The 25,121-nt window shown below is 36.4% G+C and carries 17 protein-coding genes; 13 read left to right on the forward strand and 4 right to left on the reverse strand.

Annotated features, from left to right (window positions below; translation table 11 throughout):
• Nucleotides 1-1,407: 1,407 nt before the first annotated feature.
• Both SAE01_RS23385 and SAE01_RS23390 read right to left on the reverse strand, forming a co-directional pair.
• Nucleotides 1,408-2,220: an ankyrin repeat domain-containing protein gene (locus tag SAE01_RS23385; RefSeq protein WP_147206263.1), complete on the reverse strand. Its 813-nt coding sequence runs from the start codon at nt 2,218-2,220 to the stop codon at nt 1,408-1,410.
• A gap of 318 nt (nt 2,221-2,538) precedes the next feature.
• On the reverse strand, nt 2,539-5,331 hold the full coding sequence (locus SAE01_RS23390; protein WP_147206264.1) for a PAS domain-containing protein: 2,793 nt from the start codon (nt 5,329-5,331) through the stop codon (nt 2,539-2,541).
• Nucleotides 5,332-7,103: 1,772 nt separating this feature from the next.
• On the opposite strand from SAE01_RS23390, the gene SAE01_RS23395 reads away from it, so the two are divergent.
• The 4 genes from SAE01_RS23395 to SAE01_RS23410 all read left to right on the forward strand — a co-directional run bounded on the left by SAE01_RS23395 (nt 7,104) and on the right by SAE01_RS23410 (nt 10,653).
• Nucleotides 7,104-7,427 (forward strand): hypothetical protein, encoded by a 324-nt coding sequence (locus tag SAE01_RS23395; RefSeq protein WP_147206265.1) that lies wholly within the window; start codon nt 7,104-7,106, stop codon nt 7,425-7,427.
• A gap of 407 nt (nt 7,428-7,834) precedes the next feature.
• Nucleotides 7,835-8,263, forward strand: coding sequence for a putative quinol monooxygenase (locus SAE01_RS23400; RefSeq protein ID WP_147206266.1), 429 nt, complete (start codon nt 7,835-7,837; stop codon nt 8,261-8,263).
• A 203-nt stretch (nt 8,264-8,466) separates the two neighbouring features.
• Nucleotides 8,467-9,438 carry an alpha/beta hydrolase gene (locus SAE01_RS23405; RefSeq protein ID WP_147206267.1) on the forward strand — a complete coding sequence of 324 codons (972 nt, stop codon included), beginning with the start codon at nt 8,467-8,469 and terminating at the stop codon, nt 9,436-9,438.
• 219 nt (nt 9,439-9,657) lie between these two features.
• Nucleotides 9,658-10,653, forward strand: a complete 996-nt coding sequence (locus SAE01_RS23410) for a DUF418 domain-containing protein (protein WP_218029233.1) — start codon at nt 9,658-9,660, stop codon at nt 10,651-10,653.
• Between the two features lie 1,708 nt (nt 10,654-12,361).
• On the opposite strand, the gene SAE01_RS23415 is transcribed toward SAE01_RS23410, so the two are convergent.
• Nucleotides 12,362-12,640: a hypothetical protein gene (locus tag SAE01_RS23415; RefSeq protein ID WP_147206268.1), complete on the reverse strand. Its 279-nt coding sequence runs from the start codon at nt 12,638-12,640 to the stop codon at nt 12,362-12,364.
• A gap of 402 nt (nt 12,641-13,042) precedes the next feature.
• A complete protein-coding gene (locus SAE01_RS23420) occupies nt 13,043-13,492 on the reverse strand; it encodes a response regulator (RefSeq protein ID WP_147206269.1) in 450 nt (149 codons plus the stop codon).
• Nucleotides 13,493-14,076: 584 nt separating this feature from the next.
• Between SAE01_RS23420 and SAE01_RS23425 the strand changes: the two genes are divergently transcribed.
• The 9 genes from SAE01_RS23425 to SAE01_RS23465 all read left to right on the forward strand — a co-directional run bounded on the left by SAE01_RS23425 (nt 14,077) and on the right by SAE01_RS23465 (nt 24,801).
• Nucleotides 14,077-15,174, forward strand: coding sequence for a hypothetical protein (locus SAE01_RS23425; RefSeq protein ID WP_147206270.1), 1,098 nt, complete (start codon nt 14,077-14,079; stop codon nt 15,172-15,174).
• Nucleotides 15,175-17,178: 2,004 nt separating this feature from the next.
• Nucleotides 17,179-18,408, forward strand: a complete 1,230-nt coding sequence (locus SAE01_RS23430; RefSeq protein ID WP_147206271.1) for an alpha/beta hydrolase-fold protein — start codon at nt 17,179-17,181, stop codon at nt 18,406-18,408.
• Between the two features lie 169 nt (nt 18,409-18,577).
• On the forward strand, nt 18,578-19,390 hold the full coding sequence (locus tag SAE01_RS23435; protein WP_147206272.1) for an alpha/beta hydrolase: 813 nt from the start codon (nt 18,578-18,580) through the stop codon (nt 19,388-19,390).
• Between the two features lie 199 nt (nt 19,391-19,589).
• Nucleotides 19,590-20,066, forward strand: coding sequence for a nuclear transport factor 2 family protein (locus tag SAE01_RS23440; RefSeq protein WP_147206273.1), 477 nt, complete (start codon nt 19,590-19,592; stop codon nt 20,064-20,066).
• 367 nt (nt 20,067-20,433) lie between these two features.
• Nucleotides 20,434-21,393 carry a DUF6882 domain-containing protein gene (locus tag SAE01_RS23445; RefSeq protein WP_147206274.1) on the forward strand — a complete coding sequence of 320 codons (960 nt, stop codon included), beginning with the start codon at nt 20,434-20,436 and terminating at the stop codon, nt 21,391-21,393.
• A 167-nt stretch (nt 21,394-21,560) separates the two neighbouring features.
• Nucleotides 21,561-22,064 carry a hypothetical protein gene (locus SAE01_RS23450; protein WP_147206275.1) on the forward strand — a complete coding sequence of 168 codons (504 nt, stop codon included), beginning with the start codon at nt 21,561-21,563 and terminating at the stop codon, nt 22,062-22,064.
• A gap of 167 nt (nt 22,065-22,231) precedes the next feature.
• Nucleotides 22,232-22,888, forward strand: a complete 657-nt coding sequence (locus tag SAE01_RS23455) for a hypothetical protein (protein WP_147206276.1) — start codon at nt 22,232-22,234, stop codon at nt 22,886-22,888.
• A gap of 692 nt (nt 22,889-23,580) precedes the next feature.
• On the forward strand, nt 23,581-23,841 hold the full coding sequence (locus SAE01_RS23460; protein ID WP_147206277.1) for a hypothetical protein: 261 nt from the start codon (nt 23,581-23,583) through the stop codon (nt 23,839-23,841).
• A 330-nt stretch (nt 23,842-24,171) separates the two neighbouring features.
• A complete protein-coding gene (locus SAE01_RS23465; RefSeq protein WP_147206278.1) occupies nt 24,172-24,801 on the forward strand; it encodes a c-type cytochrome in 630 nt (209 codons plus the stop codon).
• Nucleotides 24,802-25,121: the final 320 nt, after the last annotated feature.

Genomic DNA, 25,121 nt, shown 5'->3' on the forward strand with positions numbered 1-25,121 from the left:
CCCTTGGAAGGCAAATAATTATATCATTTGTACCGACAATTTTAGCTATTTATGATAGAGATGGCGACGGCTTAGGTTTTTACGCGGCTCATCTTTCAGTTCAAGATCTCTTTTTGTAAGTAGCCTGAGTATTCGAGATAAATTTATCTTCCTATAATGGTCGTTCTTTATAGACAGTAGCAATAATGATTTTAACTCTTCAGAGTCTGCTTGAGGAATTAAATGCTCCAGCTCTTTGTAACTAAGTGATAAGTCCCCGTACACTACTTGAAAGATAACTTTGTAAGGTCATAGAACGCTGAGCGACAAGCAGGAGTAATATTAAAATTCGAATCTATTTTAAGTCACTGCTCAACATTCTACTAAAAAGCTTTACGAAGTAAAAAAAAACAAAATGTTTTTGAATAAAATTATGAGTTTATGTAATGTCAATATATTTTTATTAATGAGTTATTCGAGGGGGGCGAATATCCACTAAAAGGCCTCTTCTATTAAGGAGGGGTCTTTGGTTTTAATAGTCAAAAAAGACATTTTTTAACTTTCTTCCCATTGGGGTAGCTTTTTATTTTTTTCCAAGCCTACCACTTTTAAAAGTATTATTTGATAACTAAAGATAGTTTGGGGCTTTCTAAATCCGTTTGTTGCTCCCATTAAAAGCCCCGCATTTCTGCGAGGCTTCCAGTTGTCCCTAGTTCCAATAATGAATGTATTGCTAAGGAAGCAATAGACATAGTGAAAAAAAGGAATAGCAACTGGTGGGGGGCGAAAGACTTCCCTATAGGAAAGAGAAAAAGTGAGCCTTTCTTTTATAGATAACCCCGGTGATAAGAAAAAAACTCCAACAAATTACTGATAAGCAGGTGAAGAATTTTATTAGGAAAATGTGAGATGTAATATCTGAATATATCTTAGTATTTCCAATACATAACCGAAAACTTAATCATTTCTTAACCATCTCAATCTTATAAAATTTGCTGCTAAATAAGTTCGTTAATTTTTCCTATTAGCCATATCTATCATGGCTCTTAATAGCAGTAGATTTTCATACCTGCTTTCTGATTGTCCTAGTGATTAGGACTAACAAGTATAAATCAACGGCGAGCACATTTTTACTATTTTTCCTGAGTGGCATCTTTCAAAAAAAACTTACTCGAAACTTAAGCAATAATTTTAATGAGTAAGTTTAGCGTTTGTTACCAATATAGAGATGGAAATTGAAAGACATTCTTTGTAATCGAGCAGTGCTTTGATAGTGCATATTTAAGGCAAAAAAAGGAAAACATTTCTGCTCTTCCTTATGTGTGGGGGACATCGCTTATTATTTTACGACAAGCAGAATAAAGGTAAGAATATTAGGATTACTACTCTATTATGATTCCATTTTTTTCAAAAATCCAAATAATTTCTCTAACCCTTGATTCTTGCCGCCATGCCTAAAGGGGTTGAGCCATACTCTTCGTCAAGCGTGTTTAGTTCCGCTCCGTATTTTATAAGCAGTTGCGCTTTGAGTATATTTCCTTTTTGTGCCATATCGGTGTTTGGGTTCATTCCTTTTTCCATCATGAAGGCAGCAGCTTCGTCATGCGCAAAGTAGTAGAATTGTGTCCACTTTAAAATATCAGGAACTTTTGCGCTGAAGCTAATCAAAAGATCAACCATTGCACGATTGTTTGCTTTTGCCGCAAAAGTTAAAATCCCTTCACCCCAGAAGTAACTTTCATCTTTTGCAAACTCAGGATGCTGTTTCAATATTTGTTCTGTCTTTGCTAAATCTTCATCATAAACCGACTTTTCAAATTCTCTTTGCAATTCAGTTCTGTCATAAAAAATCTCCCCATTATCACCGGTGAATTTATGCAAGGAGCTGTTAGCAGTATATTCATTCAGCAGTGCTGCGATTTCATTGTAGCCTCGATCTTCTGCAACAACTTGCAGTGTGTCTTGGAAGGGATAAATTTTATATTGAGGTGCATATGCTCCACGTGCCAATAAAAATTTGACTAATTCTATATGACCTTCCCTAACTGCGAAATGAATTGGTGGTGTATAGTTATATTGGGCATAAATTAATTCGAGACATTTTTCAACCATTTTCTTTACTGTGTCTACTTCGCCATTTTTACTTGCAACTAAAATCTCCCACACGCTTGTCGTAGTGGACAGAATGCCATTGGAAAGTGCCATAGGCAAATTGAGCTTCAATTCGTTTGGCTGCACCATGTCTTAATTTTCCGGGTCAGTGTAACTTACAGTCTTGAATTCAAAGGACCTGTTTCCTCTTCCGATTGCTATTTTCCTAAACCCCTACAAGAGTCATTAATAATCTCAAAAATGGGATTAATTTGAACAAGCAAAAGAAAGCAATATATTAGTGTCCTCATTTGTTTACTTGTATAGTTATTGTATAAAAGCCTTGCTAAATGTGGGGCTTTTGTATTTTTTGTTTACTTCATCTGAACTAGTGCTTACTGGGCGATTTAATTGTTAGGCTAATGCTTCTGCATCAGGCTTTTTTCGGTTAAATCGTTGCGTCATTAGCTAAATGTCAGCAGGAAGAATTACTTTGAATCTTGCTCCCTCACCAAGCTTACTTTCAGCTGTAATAAATCCATTGTGGTTTTCCACTACCTTTTTTACTATTGCTAGTCCAATGCCAGTCCCTTCATATTCTGCTTTTCCGTGTAACCGCTGAAACATTTTAAAAATCCTCTCGGCATACTCTTGCTCAAAACCGATGCCGTTGTCCGAGATTTCAATCACGTGATACAACTCGTCATTCCAGTTCTCACTTATATTAAAAGAAGTAAGGCTTTGTCCGCTTACAAGTTCAGAACAAATACGAATTTCTGGACTAACGTTAGGTTTTCGAAACTTAAGTGCATTGGTTATTAAATTTTGAAAAAGCTGTTGCATTTGCATTCTATGTCCCAGTATGACAGGTAACTTATTGACTATAACCTTTGCGTTATTTTCAGCAATGTCTAGTTCGAGATCCTCAAGAACCGTTGCTACTTTTCTATTCAAATCTATTTCCTCTTTCGCTCTGGTTGAAGCGGAAACATGTGAATATTCTAGAAGATCGTCTATTAGTAGTTGCATTCGATCGGTTGCTCTCTGCATACGTTCAAAGTAGTGTTGATCATCTTCTGACATCCTGCCTTGAAACTTATTTTTCAACTTATCCGAAAAAGTTCTAATTTTTCTTACTGGTTCCTTAAGGTCATGGGAAGCAGCATAAGCAAAATCTTCTAAATGCGCATTTGATCGCTCCAGTTCTTTCTTCTGGCTTTCCAATTCAATGGTTCGCTCCTTTACCTTTTCTTCCAACAGCTGGGCTTCTCTTTTTTGATCATCTATATCCGTGCAAGTACCAAACCATTTCAAAATATTACCTGCATCGTCTTTTAATGGCAAAGCTCTACCAAGGACCCACCTATACTGTCCATCAAAACGTCTACAACGATATTCGATTTCGTATGGATCACCCGTTTCCAAGCTGTGTCGCCAATGTTTCCATGCCAGTTCCTGATCGTCGGGATGAAACACGGCGTTCCACCCCTGCCCTTCAGTTTCTTCATAAGTCAGCCCTGTATAATCATACCATTGTTTGTTATAGTAGTAGTGATACCCGTCCGGTCGGGTTACCCAAATCATCTGGGGCATAAAGTCAGTAACAAATTGAAACTCTTTATTGCTTTCTTCCACTTTCATCCGTGCTAGTACCTGATCTGTCACATCCATTGCGACCGCCATAATACCCGATATAGCACCATTTGCATCTCTGTATGGCTCATATAAGAAATTGATGTAGGCTAATTCAATACCGCCGTTGCGGGGAAGTGTAACAGGGCTACCATCAGCGGTATAACGTTCGCCAGTGGTAAAAACATTATTCAACAGCTGTTCATACCCTTGGTTTTGCACCTCTGGTAAGCCTTCGAATATTGGTTTGTTCAAAAGTTCTTCCTGTCCTCGTCCCCATATTTCAAACATCCGATCATTAGCAATTTCAACGATATGAGTTGGGCCTTTAAGGATTGACATTGCAATAGGAGACTGTACTATAATATTGCGAAGGATTTCTTCACTTTCTTCTATTTTTTTGCGGTCAGCAACTTTTAATGTGTTATCGACTACCCAGATGGCAACTTTCCTTACCGTACCTGTAGCATCTTTCATAGGTTCATACACAAAGCTAACGTGCACTTTTTCTTTCTTGCCATATCGGATCAGCATCAACTCTACTTCCTCAGCATGATAAGCAATACCTTCTTCCACCACTCTTTTTAATTCCTTTTCGTAAGATTCTCTTACTTCAGCAAACGTATCCCAGTACATGTTACCGACAATAGACTCGATTGGCTTACCCGCAATCTCTACAAAGCGTTGATTAACTATCTGACCCATGAGCGAAGGTGCTTCAATTACGCATAAACCGATTGGGGCCTTAGATACCATGTCTTTTAGTTGCTGGTCGCTTTCTTCTATTGTCCGTTTTGCTAACACCTTTTCCGTTACATCATAGGATAGGGTGAAAACTCCACTGACACTGCGCTGCCCCGTATCGTGGAAGGGTTTGTAATAAATGTCAAAATAACGAGCTCCTTCTTTTAACCCGTCTTTAGAATTGATAAGCACTTCAGTTCCGTAATAGGTTTGCCCTGTTTTAAAAACCCGGTCAATTTTATAAAAAACGTCCTGTCCCTGTAATTCGGGTATGCCCTCTAGGAGCGGTTTACCAATAATGTCTTCGGTCTTGTTCCAAAACCTTAATGCCTCTTCATTTGCCAACTCTAACACATGCTTTTCTCCACGTAATATTCCAATAATCATCGGTGCCCGTAGAAAAATATTTTGAGCCAGTTCAAGGCCCTTGAGCTTTTCTTTCTGTTGTTCAAACTTTATTTTTGCTGTGATGTCTTCTGCTGTATGAATGATATAAGCAATTTCACCTGGTGATGAAGAAACAGGATTATTTTCGGCTTGCCAGTAATGCTCTGTAAAGCTTCCATCTTCATTCCTTAGATCATATCGCTGCATTGGAAGCTGGTGCGACTTTTTGTCTTGATGTACCTTTGTTAGCGAATTTTTCAGATCCCTTGCACCTGTATCCCTAGAATCATTAGGGTTCGCTGGAAATGCTTCAAAAATACCCTTACCAATTAAGTGTTCTTTATTGCTGCCCGTGTCCTTCAAATATTTTGCTGTAGCGGCTAAAATCGTAAACGTTGGCGGATTGTTTTGAAGCAGAATGCTGCTACCAGGAAGTGCATCAAAAAAGGCTAAGTATAAAGCATCAACACTAACCGAGGTAGAAATAGAATTTGCCATAAATATTGACTTTGAAGGTATGCATAATCACATATAAGGAAAATTCTAATCTTACGAGCGTTTGGAGTGGGAATTATGAGATTATTACAAAAAGTTTCAAAGTCGATCGCTACGCTCATTTGATAGTTAGAATTGGCTTTTTTACATAGAAGGTAAACATTTCAAACACAATCCAAATTACCCCAGTCAAAAATAAACAAGGCAGTCAATATCTCCCCCATTGGTGTAGGGCGTTATTTTTAAGTACTTCGCTGGTTTTATCTCAATGATTTCGGAATTGTAATTAATACTATGAAGCACTCATTTATTAGAGCCAGAACAAAACGTACCAATACACCTAATCTTTCTAACAGTTGTTAGAATGGCATCTTCATTTGAAACCGGAGTTCAAAAAGTTTTTACAAGTAATAGGTGTAAACAATACGGAATTTGGAAAGCTATTGGGGTATAAGTCAGCATCATATTGGTATAACAGCTACGCTAAAGTGAGGATAGTTATGGGTTATTTAGCTGTTTTCAAAAAATATAATAACAGCAATTTCTTTTCAGGATTTAGATATAAGAATTAAATGAAACATTATAGACAAACTATGGTTTGAAACTAATCAACGACACTGTGGATTACTTAACGATGTAGAGCTTTAATAATAGATTTAATAGATAGATAAAGATTAAAAAACTATGGGTAGACCTTCAACTGGAGCATGGACAGTATATGAAAGTTTGAGATCGTATCTAATTAAGGGAAAGCAAATTTCCACTATCCTTAGCTGGTCTAATCAAAATGGTTCTAGCTGTGGATGTATTAAAGTGGTCTGTAGTTATCTTAATGAAATAAGCAAGAGATATGTTCAGTTGATTTACACAATGACAAATAGCTCAGGGCAAAAGACAGATTATAATTATAAACTTTTCCTTAATGAAATTCATAGCAACATAGGTAAAGGAAAAGTGCTTTACCTCCAATGCCCGCAATCGGACAGGAAGTGCAGAATACTTTTTAAAGCATATGATTCGGAAATTTTCAAGTGCCGGCAAGCCTATAAAAATCGACTATACTATGATTGTCAGCAAACGTCAAAGATGAACCCGTATAATGATAGTTACTGGAGATTAGATAAACATTCAAAGACTATCGAAAAAACTGCTAAAAGGGGGCGACGGACATATAATGGAGTCTTAACGAACAAGCCTTGCAGGTTCAAAAGGCTTCATCTGAAACAGTGGAAGATGAATGAGCTGAGATGGACTCTAGGGGTTCCTAAGGCTTTGAAAGGTCTAATAAAAGAGTAAAATCCTTAAGGATTAAGGTTGTTAAAAAATTAAACGATTTAAATGTCCAAACAAAAAGTAAAGAAAGTTTCAATGCAAGGAGGAAAGACTAGGAGTAAATTTGATTTTTAAAGCAAGAGAGGATAAAAAGTTTACAGTGCAAAAAGAATAATAGCAGGTTAGTCTTAATTTCAAAAGGTTTTATTGTTGATGTTATTTATGGAGAAAAATGTCAGTCTAACCATTTTGAGAAATTTCCTAAAGAAAAGCAGAATTTGTATAAAAAAACTGTTCGATTAGCTGTAAACGAACTTAAATTTCAGGATAGAGAAAGGTTTATTGATAGGATACGAAAATGTATTAGATGAGACTACAAAAGATAATTTATGGGAAGTTGATCATGTTATTATTGTAAATGCTCTTGATCCTATTACACGAGAAAAAAATAGATTAGCGGCTCGGTCGGAAATTGTAGAAAAAGGGGGGTTAGTAATAAAGGAGTGGAAAAACATATTAGCGAATATTTTGAAAGCGGTTATTATAAGCAGAGACAACAGGAGTTTTTCCTGATGCGAGAAAGGTTGTTGTCCCATTGCTACAAATTTGCAACTAATGGAGATATGAAAGCAGCCCGGCTATTTCTTGAAGTGACCTCTGAAAAACGTCCTAAAACATCGATAAGAAATCAGCAGAATAATTTTATTCAAGTTAGTGGAACAACAATAACCGAAGCTCAATTAAAAGAATTGACGGAAGATCAGCAGCAGCAGTTACAGCGAATTTTAAAAGGTTTCAACATTCCTAAAGAATTTGTTGCAGTGTAGAATTTTATTGCTTTTGATATTCCTTTACATCTCCTGTAATCATTGTCGTTATGTTGCAGCTGAATTTACACAAGAAATCGGAAGAAATGATGAACATGCATTTAAAGCATTGATTTGAGTAATGTTAAGCCATTAAAGAGTAAAGCCAACAGTAAAATGATTACTTAAAATTATGTAAATAGACTTGTATTTAAAGTTGCGTTCTACGTGTTGACAATCTAGGCTTTTAATATTTCCTCAACATCTAAAACGCAATTGCAAAAGTTTGAATCTCAGTTATAATGTGACCTTTTACACAATGAGAATTTTTAAGTAAGTTTTGTTTATTTAAGAATTAGCGGCAACCTTGAAAAAACTACGTAAATTAATACAGTTCCATTTCACCTGAAAAAGCTTTTATATTTTTCATGAAAACATTTAAGACGTTTCCAAAAGGTCAATATTCAATTAAATCAACTTTGACAGTAATTGCACTGCTTATTTTTACTCTTTTGTTTAATGGTAAGGCCATGGCACAAGAAAAGAAACAAATGGTGAGACTTGCACGGATTAAAGTAGATCCTTTGCAACTGGGAAAGTATAATACCGCATTAAAAGAACAGATGGCAACAGCTGTTCGCCTTGAGCTTGGCGTTCTAACCTATTACGCTGTTGCTGACAAGAGTGATCCCTCAAACATAACCATTCTGGAAATTTATGCTGATAGCACCGCGTATAATTCACATATCGCGACGTCTCATTTTAAGAAATATAAGGAAACTGTTAAAGAAATGGTGAAGTCCCTAGAGTTTGTTGACGTTACATTAGTTGGTGCGGCAAAGAAGCCGAACATGTAATTGAACTTATTCAAAGAGAATAAAGGCAGCTGCTAACAGTATGTTTATAAAATTGTGGCGGAACGTGAGCATTCAACCATAAATCACTATTTTACTTCTATGGTTAATTGTAGCCGAAGTTTTTTCAATTGCCACAACTTCATAAACACTTTAAGGCGGGTAGCTATGCCCAGAGACGTTTACGATATGACACATACTCATAAATGAAATACTCACCAATCATTCTTTTTTTAAGTTTCCTTACATATGTCAAGATTGCATCTGGCCAGACAATCAAGAAAGATAAGGGTGCAGTTAACAGCGAAACGTTTTCTTATTGCTACATGGAACCGAAAGGGGACGTTAAAGGCATTCTTGTCCTTTTGCCAGGATGGGGCGAAAGTCCGCAAAGCATTTTTGAAAAAACAGCGCTCCCGCACCTTTTGGCAGAGAAGGGCTTTGTCACTATCGTACCCCAACTGCATCAAGCCTTGCTTGCTGATGATTATACCCTTGCACAAGTCAGCGAACTCATTGCCATCCAGTCAAAACGGTACAATTCCAATAGCTTGCATTTCATTCTTGGAGGCCTGTCCGCCGGTGGCGCCATCGCCATTGGGTATGCAGAACACTTTCTGGCGAGTGACAGCACCAAATTGTTGCATGGTGTATTTGCAATCGACCCACCTTTGGATTTGAACCGAATGTACAAGTCGGCTGAAAACAAGCTTCAATACGAATGCCAAAATAAATTGATAAGGAAAGAGGGTGATTTCATTAAAAAGTATTTGCTCCGGATAATGAATGGCTCACCAGCACAACAGCCTGACCGATACTTAAAATATTCAGCGTTTTCAGCAAACAAAGAAGATGGCGGCAATGCAAAGTTGCTAAAATCAATACCGGTTCGCCTGTACAGCGAACCCGATTTGGATTTTGTACGAAAGACCTATTGTGAGCAGTTGCAGTACGAGGACATCAATGCTTTTGATTTGGAGAAGTTGAGTAAATTTCTTGCAGGGATTGGAAACCAAAGTGCAGAATACATTACCACCAAAGGAAAGGGTTTTCACAGTTGGAACATTCTTGACGCCGTAGATTGTGCAAATTGGATAGTAAAAATAACTAGTGAGAATAAAAATGACGGAAGCACTGCCACAACAATGGCTTTATGCAATAGTGGCTTTAGGAATTGAGTTAAACACAATATTTTTAATTAACCATTTTTCAGTAGTTGGACATTAGAACAATGAATACCACTAATGCATAAAGCTAAAAAACTTATGTGCAAGGCTAAAGGAGACACCCAAAATATTAAACTAACAAACAAATGAATGCGACAATACTTGGGTTTGACATAGCAAGGGCATATGCGATATTCGGGATGTTTATAGTAAACTTTAATTTTTGCTTCGGTGTCCTTACAAGACACATCTTTTCTTGGACAATTTCTATACTTGTTTACAGGAAATTCAACAGCTATTTTTATTATGTGTGCAGGAATGGGAGTTTCATTAATGACCTACAATGTCAATAATAATTTACTTGAAGAAAAAGAAAAATTCAAATCAATCATTTTAAAGCGTTCATGGTTTTTGTTTGCTATCGGACTATTGCTTTATAATTGGTGGGCAGGTGACATCCTTCATTTTTATGGCGGCTATATGCATATCGCTGCATTCATGCTATTTGTCCAAAAAAGATATTTGTTAATCGGCGCCGTAAGTACAATTTTAATATTTCACATCTTGCTTTTCATTATCCCAATCTTCACAAGTTGGGATTTGACCACTTTTAAGTACGCGGACTTTTGGACAATAAAAGGATTTTTAAGAAACACATTTTATAATGGTTGGAACTCCATTTTTCCTTGGATTGCATATTTTCTGTTGGGTATGTGGTTGGGCAGGCTTAATTGGCGGAACAAAAAAGTTAAGAAAACAGTTTTCTTAATTGGGTTGACTCTATTCCTGTTATTTGAACGGCTTAGGCAGTATGCACTGTACAAACAATTCAAGCGTAACATTTTGGATTACATTATGTACGATTATTTTCCACCTTATTTGCCGTTTATGATTATTACTGCTTCATTTGGTTTATTGGTTATTACTATTTGTATTTGGCTTGGTGACAAATTTTCTCATAACACGCCGCTTCAGTGGTTAGCAGAAACAGGGAAAATGACCCTTACGCATTATGTTGTGCATTTGACAATTGGTATGATTACTTTCCAATCTTTAACGGGTAAAAAGTACACAGGTTTCTTGCAATCAGGAATGCCAAGTTCACCTGCCCATATTTTCGCTTTTTCATCCTTGTTTTTTTTGGTTAGTGTAGCATTTAGCGTTCTATGGAGCAGGAAATTTAGGAGAGGACCTCTAGAAAATTTAATGCGCAAATTTTCAGGCTAACAAAGCCCAAGGGGGATAAGCCGAAGTACTAAGGTCTAACTATCATCTACTCTTTTTTCTTTCTGGCGTTTTTGCTCTAGGGCAAGTTCAAACTGCCTGTCTATAAAATATTGCATGTGGTCCTAAATTGCTTGACAACATGCTTTGATAACTATTTCAATTGACTCTATTTCTAAAATTGCCGCCTTTCTATGTGTAATACATCTAAAATATTCCCACTTTTTTACCAATTTGTTCTATGTCAATGTTTATCGCCATCATTGATGCATTAAAAGTCTCCATGAAAAGCGCTAATCTTTGTTAAAATTACTTCTATCAGTTAAAGAAAAACTCTTCCCTAAACTGCCGCCAGGTGATTGAAACAAATAATAATTTTCTATGAAACTGGAAGAAACTAGAGAGGGTTTTACTTGAAATGGAAGAAAACATCAATGACTAGATAAGTCAAGAGGAAGCAAGGAGTTGTAAGGCAAACTAGGCAGACGTCCTATTAATAACAAAGAGGGGAAAGCTATTTTTTAAAGAGCGTCCTGCCGCCAAAGTAAGAAACAATAAGCACTTCCCTAATTAAAAACCGATGTAAGCATATAACAGTAGACCACGAAATCTACATTAACTAAAGGGGTGGCTTAATTTCCAAATTCCTTCTTGTAATTAACTTTAATACACGTGAAAAAGTTATCTCACTATATAAACGCCTTTCTTTTTGAATCGCTAACGTCAAGTGTTTCAATTTTTCAAAGTTAGCATGTGGAATAAGTGTTTGTAGCTCTTCAAGTAAGTATGATAACTCGTCATTCATATCCACAACACAGACTATACGAATTTTAATATGCAATTAAAAAAGTCTCGCATCTCTGCAAGGATTCTTATAATTCCTTCCAGTAAAAAGAGTAGCAAGCACACTATTTCTCACCATCCTTAATAAAGATTTTGCTGCCCCTAGGTAAAGGCACTCTTTGCGGCATAGGCAGTCTATCTTTTCGTTCAAGTCTTGTAGGTACAAGCGGCTTTGGTTAGAAGATACCGCCTCAAGAAACTTTTTTTATTTGCTAATAGTTCCTTATTGATATACATTGCTATTCTAGTTGATTCGGCTAGTTTAACTCGTTCTTTTTCCTGCATACTATTAAAAAGGTTAACAACTAATAAGGGGTTAAGATATTTTCTCTCTAAGGAAAGATTAAAAGCACATAGTTTGGGTTGCGGCCCATCTTTTTTCCTGTAAGAAGATATTTAGTTCCAAGGAGTTCATAACCCATTATTTGTAGTTGGCAGTTGATTAAAGCGGTATATTTATTACTATAGGGGGTCAATTTGAAGAGTCTTGCAGAAATGCAAGGTTTTTTAATACTGTCTAAACCGGATTTTATACTGCATTATAATACCCTGTACCTTTAAGATTATGGCCAATATACCTACCTATACATTAGAGCAATTGCAGGAAATTATCCCTTTATCAACCTTAGATGAGCTTAAATTAATTACGCAAATAGTTAAGACCGAAAAAGCTTGCTACACCACTTTTACGATGTCAAAAATTCTTGTAACAATAAGTAAGAGGACACTGGAATTAGTACAACAACGATGCTATTAACCTACACTGGTGACTGATTGCTATTATTTTTGTTCATCATTTTTCAAGTATTTTTTACATATTAGAAAGCCCGCAAAAATGCAGGGCTTCCAATACGGACCTACATATTGATTAAAGATAAATACAATGATTTTGTTTGTTCAGGTCGTTTTCTATAACATTTGCTGCTACCCTACCTGCATAATTGAGAGGAATGTCTTTTAAAGAATATGTATTTAAAATTCTTCTGTATTTATATGTTACACTTCTGCTCACCTCCACATAAAAATCTTCTATCCTAAAAAATTCATAAGTAGAAATTTCATCTTCATGCTCATCAATCTTGGATGCATCCATTAGCAACTCTTTCTTTTGTCTGTCTGGCAGGTTGTTGTACTGTTCGATTGTCATATTTAAAAATGTACTTGAGGAACTATTTGAGTTAGAGACAGCACAACAAACATTCCAGTTTTGTTAAACAAATATGATAAAGAACAGAAGACCCAACTAAACAAAAAATGTAGAAACATATAAACAAAAAGTTTTAGGTAAGCTATAGGCGATGGGATAATTCTTATAAAGCTCTTAGACCTAAAGAGGATATATAAGTTTTTTTACTACCGTGATTATACTCCATTGGAAGAAAGCCAGAAATAATAGTTTCTAAAACTTAGGAACTTACAATTGTTGAGGCTTAGTACGAGATTTGTAAAGTGAACTCAACTTCTGTGTAGTAACACTCCAGTTGTTCATGTGCTTGCAAAGGTAACTATATGCGTGTTAGACCACGAAAGGTAAATAAATGGAAAACACCTAGATTGTTTCTCTCTGTGGTGGCAGGTTAGAAAAGGTTGCTTGGGTAGAACTTCCCCAGTATGTAAATATGCTTTGCAAGAGAATTTTGAGGTCAGAATAAGTAGACGGCTTTCTAAAAAAGCCTTGTACAGAGTGGCTATATGAATATAAAATATTTTCTGGTGACAATCCGTTTGTAAGGAGCAAAAAAGGTACAGCACGTTGCTTCATTTCTCCTATCTGCTGCATTTTGTCTCTTAATTCTATCCCAGTCATTGCTGGCATATTAATATCCGCGATTATCAGAAATAGAGATTTATTCATGTTATTGAAGTATTCATATGCTGTACGTCCGTTTTTAAAAACCACTAGCGGATTTGGAATCGCTAATTCTAGGTAAGCCTCCTCGAAAAGTTGCCGGTCGTCTGAGTCATCGTCAATAAAAATTATTTCACCGTTTTTATCCATGCAGGAAAGATAAATCCTAAAATGCCATCTATGAAAGTTTTAAAATATCATTAAATCTATGCGTTGCTGCTTCCTTGGCGTTGTAAGACAAAATAATTAATTAATGTCGTCTCGGTGCACTTCGAAAGTGCGGCTGTACATAACTTTCATTCTTTCTATAATAACCTTACCTGCACTTCACCGCCTTACTCGGTGCTGGTTTATTTGTCTAGTTTTACGAATTACAATAGGATTACCCAAAGTGATGGTCAGTAAAACGAAAGCTTTGCAGAAATGTGAGGCTTTCTTCATTGAGTATAATTGTACACTGCTCATATTGAATATTCTGATACTATGAAGTGTTAACTTTATTAGGTGAAAAACGCCCCTACTTATACATTTGAACAATTATTTTAATACCAGCAATAAATGAACAGCAACAACGTTAGTGACAGTTTAAAAAAGCGTTCACTAACTTGCCAATACTTATTAGTGTTTGATACTGAAATAACCTTGCTCCATTCGCGTCATCAGTAGTAAAGGCCCTTACAAGCTGATGAAAAGATGGAAATTTTAAACTATCAAGAATTGACATAGTTCTATTTATGCGTAAAATTTTTCTACCCGCTTTTGTCACTGCGATCGTTTTACTCAGCTGTACGAAAGTTGATCCTCCGGCACCCACGCCACCAATTCCGGTTCCTACTAAAGACACAAACCTTTCAACTACAACACCACCTGTTATATCGCCAACTGTTTACGTTGCCGGTGATAGCTTCGATTTGAGTTCACTGTATTTACCCTATCCCATTTACTGGAAAAACGGTATACAAGTACATTTGCCGCATCCTGGCTATGCATCCGGCAGCGGTATGGCAGTATCTGATACCGTTGTATATGTCTCAAGCGGTGGCAGTTATTCAGGAAACAACGTAACATATTGGAAGAACAGCGTACCTGTTGACCTTTCTGACCCATCGATAACCTATCCTACTGCAAAGGGAATCACGCTTTCTGGTGGAAATCTTTATACTTTGGGCGGTGCTTATATTAATAATTTTGACAAGTTTGTTCCTATCTACTGGAAAAACCAGGATGCTGCTATAAAAATGCCCACATATTCTTCAGATGATGGACTAGCGAGAGCAATTTGCGTTTCTGGCACTGATGTATACATTGCGGGTAGTGCTTCAGATCTAGCAACCGGATATGGCAGCTCGCCGCCGTGCTATTGGAAAAATGGAAAAATGACATTTTTGCATCTCTTGAGTCCTTCATCAGAAAAAGGATTTGCCAACTCTATATATGTATCTGGTCCTGACATTTATGTAGTAGGAGAAGTTTATCCCCTCGGTTCAGGCTCAGGTCCTGGCTGGGCTGTGTATTGGAAGAATGGTGTACCAATTGAGTTAACACCTCCCGGCCAAATTTCAGTTGCTAATTGTGTAACCATCGTAGGGAATGATGTTTATATTGCTGGCGGCATTGCAGGACCGAATAGGCTTACCCGCGCAACTTACTGGAAGAATGGTGTCCCAACTCAATTGGACTCTACTTATTCTGTTGCAAACTCCATTACAGTGTTTGAAAACGACGTTTATGTGGCCGGCAACCGTGGAGTAGGCACCGCGTTGTACTGGAAAAATGGCACCCCCATTATACTTGGTAGGGGCAGAGCGAATGCTATTGAGGTGAGAAAATAAACCAATTAAACAACGAATATTTTGAAATACAACGCGGAAAGAATGTCCAATCTTTAACTTCTTTTGCAAAAGTTCCGGCTTCGTTAGCTAATGTCTATTCATTCACTGATCCTGGTTTTTCGACGTTGCAAGCCGGCTATGTGTATTACAGAATTAGGCAAGTAGATAAAAATGGCAACGCAAGCGTTAGTGATATTCAAAAGCTCTTAGTTTCCAATAGAGAAGTTGCATTTGGCATTATTTCAAATCCAATTAGGGGCAACGAATTACAAATTAGAATTGATGCCGAAGATAATAACAAAGGAACAATTACGGTTTTGAACTGAGCGGAAAGCAAGTATACAAAATCAATATAAACTGGAGCTCTGGTTACTCAGAACAAATTATTTAGTCACCTAATTTGTCTAAAGGAACTTACGCTGCAAACCTTCTTTTCGGTTCCAAGCAATTGCAGGCCAAGTTTGTGAAATAGTTCATTTTTACAATTACCTAAATGATTAGGTAGGGATTGCGTTAATGCCGCAAGAATTATTTATTCGAAATGCGTCTGTTATCTGTTTTAAATGTTTTCCCGGAATTAGATATTTACTTTTAATAAAATAAATATATTGCTTTCAATTTATAAATCCCATGCTATTGAGATCAAAAAATTTTGCAAACAGGGGTAAACCAAACTAAACCGAAATAGACCTACCCCGTTCGTATAGATATAGTTTGGATACCCACAGCCCTTGTTACATAAATAGGCAAAAATTACACTTAACTATGTTCATAAGGAAAAGTACTTTAACAGACATTGGTAAGGGAAGACAATGGTTTTTTGAATGCACAAACACCAAGAAACTTTTGCCGGAAACTTTATATGATCAGTACCTATTTTTTGCATCCCACCGCCTTTAAAGGCGCTATGTATGAAAAACAAACCTATTCAAAAAATTTAAGGGACGAGCTTAGAGTGTTTCAACGGGAGTTTGATAAAGTTAGTTGCGTCTATTTAAGAGTTGTACGCAACCTGAATGCGTAAAAGCTAGCAATATGAGACAAGGTTTTATGCTATTACTTTTTTTTCCTACTAAAAAATTCCTTTGCCCAGGCAGACTCTATTACTACCAGCATTATTATAATTGGCACGGTTCATACAGGCACTAAACACTTCGGTCATAGAGAATTATTCAATAATTTAAAAAGTCTCAAGCCCGATGTTATTCTGTCGGAAGAAAGCACGACATTCAAAAAAGTTTTCGGGCTACGTACTGCTAATTTCTTACGAATATGGAAACCAAGCATAGAGCAACTGGCAGTGCAGAAATACACCAGTAAGTATAGTAATTGTGTTGTTCTTCCATTTGACACATTAATTAAGGAAAGACATAAATACAAAAGAGATTTACAAGTAAAAACAAAGGCTGTATTTAATATTCTATTGAAGGCAAACATGAGAACAGAAGACAGTATTACTTTATCAAATTACTTCGTAAAGTCAAATTCATGTTATGAAATGATTTTTAGCAAATCATTGAAAGAGTTAAATGAGAAATATATAATCGACAAATCAAGAGAGCTATATCAAGTAGAAAATGACTCAATTAAGAATTGATAATTAGGTATTGCTCTGACCCCGTATTAACAAATTGGTACCTTAGTGAACAAGTCTTTTGGGAACTTCGCAATAAGTTTATGGCGAGACAAATCAGGACAATTGCAAGTGAGTTTAGAGGAAAAAATATAGTTGTAATTGCAGGTCTTAATCACAAATACTTTTTACTGGATGAATTATCCAAGTATTAAGACACACTGTTTGCATCAATAGCCTTTCCTCACTAACCCTGAACGGCATGCGAACAACAACAGCTTCTAGCAATAGTGGCTGGAGAAAAAAAAATAAACAATATATCTTTAATAAGCTTTAGAACAGTAGTTAGACACAGAACAACGAACACCACTACTGCATAAAGCTGAAAAACGTTGTACGATATTAAAAACCTATAAATCGGAAGAACGGTTATGAAAGGATTTACTTTCATTTTATTGTTAAGTTTTAATTGCTTTTCAACGTTCGGGCAACAAAATAATAAAATAACAATTGGAACGATTGACACCGTTCAATCAAATATTTTGAACGAAAACCGAGGGGTTTGGGTCTATGTACCAGATAATAAGAATGACGGGGTCAAGCAGCGATACCCGGTTATATACGTGTTGGATGGCAATGCCTTGTTTTCTTCAGTAGTCGCTTTGGTGCAGCAGTTTGGTGAAACAGATTGGAACTGGATTTTACCTAAAATGATTGTTGTAGGGATTCCCAGTACCAATAGGAGGAGGGATTTAACACCTTATCATGTTGAAGCAGACCCACCCTTTTTCAATAAAGAGGGTGGTAAACCAACAGGTGGCGGGAGGAATTTTGTGTCTTTTTTGCAAAATGAATTGATCCCTCATATCGACTCTTTGTATCCAACACAGCCCTATAAAATTCTGATTGGGCATTCATTTGGTGGTTTAGCCGCCATGAACATACTTGTGAACCATACAAGCCTGTTTAATTCCTTTATTTGTATTGACCCGAGTATGTGGTGGGACCATCTACGTTTCCTGCAAGCAACGAAGAAAGCATTAACCCGAGAAAGATTATCTGGTAAATCTTTGTATGTAAGTCTGTCCGGCAGGATAAACGGGGATATAGATACAGGCGAAGTTCGAAAAGATACCCTATCGGACATGGGCATACATTTTCGGGGAATTTTGGAATTGAATGATTTCTTAAAAGGCCAACTACAAAACGGACTGCGTTACGGATTTAAATTTTATAAAAACGACAATCACATGTCGCTGCCGTTTATTACAGAACATGATGGCTTACGTTTTATTTTTAAAGATTATTTATTTACACTTTCTGACAAAGAAGAGTCTGATTCTACCTTCAATGTAGCCGAGAAACTAAAAAATCATTTTCAGAAAGTTTCACAAATGCTTGGTTATACTATGGTACCTCCCGTCGATATGGTAAGTGAGTATGGCAGTTCATTTATTGGCCAAAAACAATATTACAAGGCCCGGCAGTTATTTAAATTGAATATAGAAAATTTTCCGAACACCTATATAGTTTACAATGGTTATGGCGACTATTTAGCCGCAATTGGTGATAAGACACAGGCAGCAGAATATTTCAAAAAAGCTTTGTTGTTAAAAGAAAATCCGGAGTCACGAAAGAAGTTAAAAGAATTGGTAAAATAAAAATACATCATACAAGGGTGTTTTATAAAATTAGCTGACGGTCAAGCATTCAACTACAAATCACTATTTTGCTTATGTGGTTAATGAACGTGACCTTTTCTAAATGCCACGGCTTCATAAACACTTTACGATAGCCAGCAAGGCTAATATGACACTCTACTAATACGAAATGATAAAAACGATAATAGTATTGCTTATTTGCATCATTCTTTTCAATCTCGTCAAAGCCCAGTCTATTGACACTTCAATAGATGTTGGTGGACATAAATTGCATTTCAATATTATTAAGGGTAAAGGGACACCTATACTTTTTGAGGCAGGTAATGGCGATGATGGAAGTGTTTGGCAACCCATATTGGTTGACATCCATAAACAAACCAATGCTACATTAATTACTTATGACAGAGCCGGATTAGGCAAAAGTGAAATTGATACGAATAAAATCAGCTTTGTGAGTGAAGTAAAAGATCTTGAGATGGCTTTAAAAACGTTAGGCTATTCAAAAGAACTATTCATCGTCTGTCATTCTTTCGGCGGTTATTATGCATCCTTATTTACTTACCGGAACATTAAAAAGGTAAAGGGTGTAGTTTGCATTGATATTTCGACGCCTTGTTTTTTTACGAAGAAATGGTCAGATGATTTTGTGAAATCAATTAAAACGGAAGATTGGGAAATGATAAAAAAGTACAAGCCAGGATTGTATTATGTGTTAACCGATTTTACCGCAACTTCAGGTTATATGGCAAATAAGTTTCTGTCTTCTAAAACACGGACTACGATGATACGAGCTGAAAATATTCAGCCAACGATAAAAGAGACCGAAAAAGAAAAGTGGATTAGTTGCAGTAATTCATTTGGGACAATGCCAAACCATACATATGTTGTAGCAAAAAATGCGGACCACAAGGTTTGGGACAAAAACCCGGAAGCAGTTATAAAAGGGGTAGTAACCTTATATAAACAAATTGAGAGGAAGTGAAAAGAAAGCCGCACAGGCAACATGGGCTTTGCAAAATGGTGGGTAACGAATAAAGGCTGAACCGAAGAATAAAATTCGACTTCAATAATAAATTTGAGCTGTCATAACACGCAATGCCACCACATTGCAAAGCAGTGAAACGTTATGCATTAAATAACGAAACCTTGAAGTTTATTTTTGCGCTTGAAATCACAAAATCATGAAGAAATATTTAAGGACATTTTTATCACTTGGCTTGTGTCTTTCGTTTTCTTATTCATTCAGCAAACCAAAGGCCGATACTGCTAAAGCCAACAGGGAAGCCTTTGCTACATTCAATGACTATCTCGCTGCCTACAAGGAAAACGATATGTCCAAAGCAATAAGCTATTTTTCCAATTCTAAAGACTTCTTAATACTTGCAAACGGCAAGGCATTTAACTCCGAAGAGTTTACGGCAAGCGTAAGGCAGTTTTCTCCGCAAATTAAGAAACACGTTCTTTGGTACGACACCATTTATATTCGAAACATAGACACAAATGCCGTGTTAATAATGGGACCTCTTCGAGAAAGTGTAACAGATACAAACGACAGGCAGTTTGAATTAAACGTTACAGCGTCAATTATGATGTTGAAAAGAGAGGGTCAGTGGAAAATCGCATATGTTACACAGGTTGTCCAGCCCATATCAAATTGAAACAGGAACGGAAAACTTTCTAAAATAATAAATGCCCATTCCAGGAGACGGCCTTACCGCTTGTACGCGATGAGTTGCGCCTTTCATTCATGTTAGATTTCGTAATGGTGTTCCTGGTTACATCGATGACTCCAAACCACCTTGCAGCGTACTAATGCTTCAGCTAATTAATCACGCACATTAATAAGAACTTTATTTACAATTTAGGAAGCCCCACAATATGTCTATGAAATTGTCACTGGACGCAAACTATTCAGCTATAAATCATTATTTTGTTTTTGTGATTATTTAAATATAACATTTCTCAAATGCGATAACTTAATAAACACTTTAGCGTTAGGCGAAATTAGTAATGCTTAATTATTACATGTTAAGAAAAGCGATTTTTGTTTTTTTCATCGTTCTATTTACATGTAGTGGGTATTGCCAGACAGTGAACTTTGAAAATGCTTTGCGAGAGGCGGTTGCTCATAGACAAACACAAAATGCAGCAAATGTTATTTCCTGGCACACGGAACATTTCTTGTTAAATATTGATAGTTTCTCTATTGAGCAAAGCAAAGGGCAGTTAACGATTCAAAGCGGTAATTACTTAGTAAAATACAACATTAAGATATTAGGGACTTACAACCACAAGGACAGCACCTTCCTTTGGAGTGCCTATAACAGTAGTATTAATAAACGATTAGCAACTCCTATCTCTAATCTAATTTCTATAGCTGCTGCAAACAAATGGCAGATTGCGAATAACACTATGATAAAGTGCAGTTTCGACAGCGCTTATAAACTTGCAACATTAGCCTTTTATCTAGATAAAGCCAACGGAATAAACCATATCCTAACCAATAACAGGCAAACTAATATGTTTTTTTCTTTTTATGAGGTTGAGGTGTACGATAGAAGAACAAAAAGATTAGTCAAAAAAGTACTGGTAAAAAAACAATATGAGGTTGTAGACGCTCCTGCTCTCCTAGAGGTATGCAAAAATTATGTGGCAGAGTTTGATGCCAATGAAAAGAAATACTATCAACTATACAAGCGACACAATGATGATTGGAAGTACATTGATTCAATGTTTATTAACAGGGTTAAAATTTCAAATAAATACTGGGACACAGCCTGCGTTCCCTATGTGCTTTTTCGAAAAAATCGACTGCAAGCTAAAAACCTTCTAAGCATAATCAATTGGAGAGTAATTGAAGTTGCGAACAGCCGATATGTTTTATATGACGAAAGAGAAAGCTGGGGCAGTCTAAAAACTTGGGCTTTTAAAATGTGTTGGGAAAAGGGAGAGAACAATATTTGTAATGAATATTTGTGTTTTTGAAACCGAATGCGCCAATAAATTTGTTTTTAAAATTGAGGGCGAACCCTAAGCATCCGAGTTTAAATCTCTATTTTGCTTTTGCTGTTAATTAAAGCTGATGTTTTTCAATAGCCACAACTTTAAAAACACTTAATGCCGTGCTTAATTGGACGAGAAATTCGAACACTATGCAGATTTGCACAATCGGACTTTTACTGATACTTACATTTACATTTAACTTGTTCGGACAGAGCAAAGTAGTTGGGCATTATTGGAACCACTTCTTCAGTGAAATTCAACTAAATGCCGACAGCACTTTTGAGTACAATTGGCATCTTGACCTTCATGGAAGCTGGACAAAAGGTACATGGAGGTCAAGAGGAGACACCATTTACTTTCATGTCGTTCCAATCTATGATACCTTAAGCATTATTAAAAATAACGGCATGTCAGCGGACTCAATCATTTTATCAAAATACTCAAATCCAAGACGCATCACCCCACAACAACTTACTGAAGTAACTCTTCAATCAATTGAACAAAACCGAATCGTGCTTTCTGAAAAAATGGTATTTAAGGAAAATAAGCTGTATGAAATTAAAGATGGAAGACTTGTGACTGAAAAGCGAATTGTAATTAAAAGGGGCTCTGAATCGGACCCATGGTATTTTAAAAGCGAGGAACAACATTAGCTTTAGGAAAGCAAGGCGGAAGAATATAAATTCAACAAAACTATCTGTAGGCAACAACAGTAAGTAAGTTGAGCGACGGAATAGAAATCTCCTGCTTTCATGAAGCTGTAGACGTTAACAGTCAGACACACACAAACGACTTAAACAAACAAAACGTAATTATTTGAATGGCAATAAGTGCAAATAAACTAAGAGAAAAAGAAATCCTTTCCTATATAAAAAATGAAAGTAAAAAACGTAATTGGAGTTTTAGAGGTTGGCACATTTTTAAAGTAAAAGAACCTTTTCTTGTTTCAGTAAGTTTTTATCCCTATGGAAAACAAAATAAGTTGATTTCAAACCTTCAATTCAAACCTGAAGACCTTGACAATTTAAATTGCGAAATCTCAGGTAGAGATGATTATTTCAAAAATGGACCTTTATACTACAAAGTAAATAGTTTTTCAATGATTTTCCCGAGCTCATACTTAGATTTTGAACTAATTGATGTAACAGAAGAAAGACTGGATAGTCTATTAAATGAAATAGATGAAAAAACTATGGAGCTAGTTAATAATTTATCGGATAATGAGAGGCATTATGAGTTCTTAAAATCAAAAGTAGAAATACAGGGACGCCTTGCTGATAGCACTTATTTAACAACTTTAGTGTATCTGAAAAAATATGAAGAACTATTGGCGACCGTAAAATATTTAAAGGAAAAAGAAATCAATTTAAGAATAGTAGAAGTGGATTTAAATAATCGCCAATTCAATGAGAAGAGCTTTTATGATAAACTTATTGATTACGTAAACAAAAAAACAAAGACAAAACGAATCCGTTAAATTAATGCCCGAACCGCTAACAGTGTGTTTATAAAATGGAGCCGGAAGCCAAGTGTTCGACTACAAAATTTATATTCTGCTTTTGTGGTTAATAAAACGGCGGTTCTTCAAATGCCACAGCTTAAAATGTTGTTTTTAATTTGTCCCTTTTTGACAAAGCTAACACGATAAATCTTTTAGATCTGCCTTAAGAATCTTCTTGTGTCTTATAAACTTTAGGTGAAAAAGTGTCATCCTTCCAAGTAAATAAAACGAGGGTTTAAAAATGGTAAGTAAAGCCGTTAAAGAAATTCGTTTCATGTCAACTATTCCAAACATCATTGTCGATTTAAGGCGAAACCCCTAATGATTAAGGTTATTAGCGAATTATAATAGTTTGTCTTTATAAACTTGCAACCCCACATAGCATTCAACTTTAAATTGCTATTTTGCTGTTGGCGTTATTGAAACCCACGTTTTTCAAATGCCACAACTTCATAATCACCTCAAGTTGTTAGCAAGGCTGCGAAGTGTTAATCTATGAACCAAATCGTTCTTCTCAAAAGGGCAATATGAGATTCCATAAACTAAGTACTATCCTTTGGACAAAGGACTTACAGCGTAAAATAGTATTCTACGGAAAGGTATTGGGATTTCAAGGACAAAGCCATTTTCCCAATTTTGTTTCGCTGTGAGGTAAAAACGTCGAGATAATGTTTATTGTTCCCCAGGAAGAGCCCGAGGATTGCAAAGACTTAAACAGGAAAGAAGAGTCTTTTCCAAAGGCAAATCTTACCGGCAGCCTGCTTATCACGACTGAAGAAGTTGATAGCCTTTGGGAGACTGTGAAGGACAAGGCGGTTATCAAAACTACATTGGCGGACCGAGAATATTTGATGAGAGACCTTTCAATATTGGACAATAATGTGTACGAGCTCGTTTTCGGTCAGGACATTAGCAATCCGAAGACATAAAATTCTCCTAGCCACCAACAAGGTATTGCTGCAAGTGAAGCTAGATGTATTTCAATTCCAATTGGAGAATACATGGTAGCTGATTAAGGTTATTGAACTCATTGCTGCCAATGCTACACAGGAAGCAAAGATCCAACTTCTTATACTTGACTTAACAAAAGAAGCAGTAATAGCCATTAATGTCAAATTTTCGGTTCAGCGTTTCATCTTCTTTCATGCTCGAGAAAATATTACTTTGGAAAAAATACTTTTTTGCCTTGACAGTACAAATAGTTATTAATAATTTATACTTGGTTTTTTAAACCCAATTCATTATTAAAACAATCTGTCATGCGAAAACAATTATTTGCTATTTGCTTACTTATTTCAGGCCTTTCTGTCTGGATTGCCTGCAATGAAAACACCCGGCAAAATACCGCTACCGGAAACGCAGATTCTACAACTAACGCCAAGATGCAGTATAGCGGTTTTGAAAGCCAAGTAAAGTGGGGAGAACATTTGGTAAAAATTGGAGGTTGCAACGATTGCCATACACCAAAAAAGATGGGCAGTAATGGACCGGAGGATGACATGAGCCTGATGCTTTCAGGACATCCTGCTCAAGAGCCTCCTACCGCATTTGATTCGAAAGAAGCTGCAAAGAAACAACTTGTGGTTACTCAAACTTTTACGTCATGGGTCGGGCCTTGGGGAATAACCTATGCCGCAAATCTTACTCCTGATGCAACAGGTTTAGGAAATTGGACAGAAGCTCAATTTCTCAAAGCCCTAAAAGAGAAAAAATGGATGGGTCTCGATAACACTAGACCGCTTATGCCGCCAATGTCGATGATGTCTGCGACCATAATGAGCGATGATGAACTGAAAGCTATTTTTGCGTATCTTAAAACAATATCGCCAGTTAAAAATGTTCAACCGGCTGCGGTATTGCTTCCTCCTCCCACCGGAGGTGCAAAATGATGAAACCAGCTCTTATCAGAATCTTTTCATGCAGGTCTTCTTGCCCTTCTCGGATTTGGTCCAAGTATAATAAGCCAACACATTTGTACCAAATTCCCTCAGCCCTTATACCTTCAAATCCTGGATTTACGGTGATAACTCTAAACACTAATCTAGGTTCCAAGAGATGTACAAGGAAAGGTCCTTTATTTTCTATGTTATAGGGGTTGCTGTAAAGAAAACGTGGTAACCACGGGACATTTAATAGAGGCTAGATGTTATATAAATTGCACTCCTCGTTATATTACTTCACTGATGGTTTAATTACTGTCTTCCAGGGG

It is taken from the genome of Segetibacter aerophilus, assembly GCF_007991655.1.
Classification (GTDB): Bacteria; Bacteroidota; Bacteroidia; order Chitinophagales; family Chitinophagaceae; genus Segetibacter; species Segetibacter aerophilus.